Below are 1,399 nucleotides of genomic sequence, written 5' to 3'. Positions count from 1 at the left end.
TCACGAACTTCCCGACATGACGACCAGTCAGCCGACTACACTCAAAAACAGGACCCTGACCAGCGGCGATAGCGAACTGCAACTGGAGTACTAGTACTCCAGCAGCGGTTCGTGTCTTGAGCTGCGTTTCTGGTAGTGGCAGTGACGGGCGGCGGCTTGGCGGTGTCTTCTCCAGGCCGACCATTCCAGTGTGTGGGTGACGGGGTCGTGATTGGCTCGGAGAGGTGGCAGGAGAGCATCCAGGAGTCGCCGGATCTCCGCCACGGTGAGCGGGATGAGGGCTGACGCGTTTCCGCCCCCCATTGTGTCGTTGCCGCCTGGGCTGCCAGTGCGGTCAGGACCGCATGGGCGAGCATGGCGAGGGTGATGTGCCGGTACCAGCCGACGTAGCGGCGGACCTCGTACTCATCCAGGCCGCACTCATTCTTCGCGGCCTGGAAGCACTCTTCGATCGACCAGCGGCTGCCGGCGACACGGGCCGGCTCGGGGTCTCTACGCCGACGGGTGCGGAGGCCAGGTAGTAGGCGATCTCGCCGGGGTCGGAAAGGCTGCGGCGGACCATCACCCAGCGGTGATGGGTCGGCGGGTCGGGGCCGAAGTACGAGTACGACAAAGCCGGTCGTCTGACCGCTGAGACCGACTTCAGCGGCCCCGGCCTCACCTATGTCCATGGCGCGGCGGGGCAACTGGAATCCCGCACCAACGGTGCGGGCGAGTCGGTCCTCTTCAGCAGGGATGTGCTCGGCCGCACCAACGAGCAGAGCGCGGGGCCACAGCAGAGCGTCACCACCTGTGCGTACGACGGGTCGGGCCATCTGACCCGGAGGGCCGACGGGGAAACCGAGGTCGTCTTCGAGCGCGACGCGCTGGGCCGCGTGGTGTCGGAGGCCGTCAACGGCCGGGCGTTCCTCTACGCGTGACCTCTTGGGGCGCCGCACTCACCGCACCGCGCAGTCGGGCCTGCGGACGGAGTGGACGTACGACGCGGCGGGACGTGCGACCGGGCTGCGCAGCGAGGCCGGTTCCCTGGCCTTCGCCTACGACGCGCCGGGACGTGAGACGGAACGCCGTCCGCGTGAGGGGGCGCCCCTCACCCAGACGTGGGACTCGGCAGACCGCCTGACCGCGCAGAGCGTCACCGGCCACCACGCGGAGGCCGACCGCCTCCTCCAGCACTGTTCCTACGCGCAACGGGAGGACGGTCACCTCGCCGAGATCCGTGAACTGACGTCGGGCACCCGTCGCTTCGACCTGGACGCCGCAGGCCGTGTCACCGGCGTACGGGCCCACGGCTGGACGGAGACCTAGGCCGTTTCTTTCGGATCATCTGATCGTTGATCCGGTGTGCCGTTGACAGACGCGCAGTGGGCGCGGATTGAGCCGCTGCTGCCGGACCGGA

The 1,399-nt window shown here is 68.2% G+C and carries 2 protein-coding genes and 1 pseudogene; 2 read left to right on the top strand and 1 reads right to left on the bottom strand.

The features are described 5' to 3' along the window. Positions 1–272 precede the first annotated feature (272 nt). A pseudogene (locus ACZ6X9_RS33750) lies at positions 273–568 on the bottom strand (IS701 family transposase); the annotation flags it as partial. A 169-nt stretch (positions 569–737) separates the two neighbouring features. Here ACZ6X9_RS33750 and ACZ6X9_RS33745 point away from each other — a divergent pair. Beyond that, positions 738–920, top strand: coding sequence for a hypothetical protein (locus tag ACZ6X9_RS33745; RefSeq protein WP_469781870.1), 183 nt, complete (start codon positions 738–740; stop codon positions 918–920). Positions 921–924: 4 nt separating this feature from the next. Then, a complete protein-coding gene (locus ACZ6X9_RS33740; RefSeq protein WP_469781869.1) occupies positions 925–1,308 on the top strand; it encodes a hypothetical protein in 384 nt (127 codons plus the stop codon). Positions 1,309–1,399 lie beyond the last annotated feature (91 nt).

It is taken from the genome of Streptomyces sp. NPDC052910, from assembly GCF_055585605.1.
The sequence above is the reverse complement of the archived record's forward strand: the minus strand, read 5'-3'. Positions and strand labels throughout refer to the sequence as shown.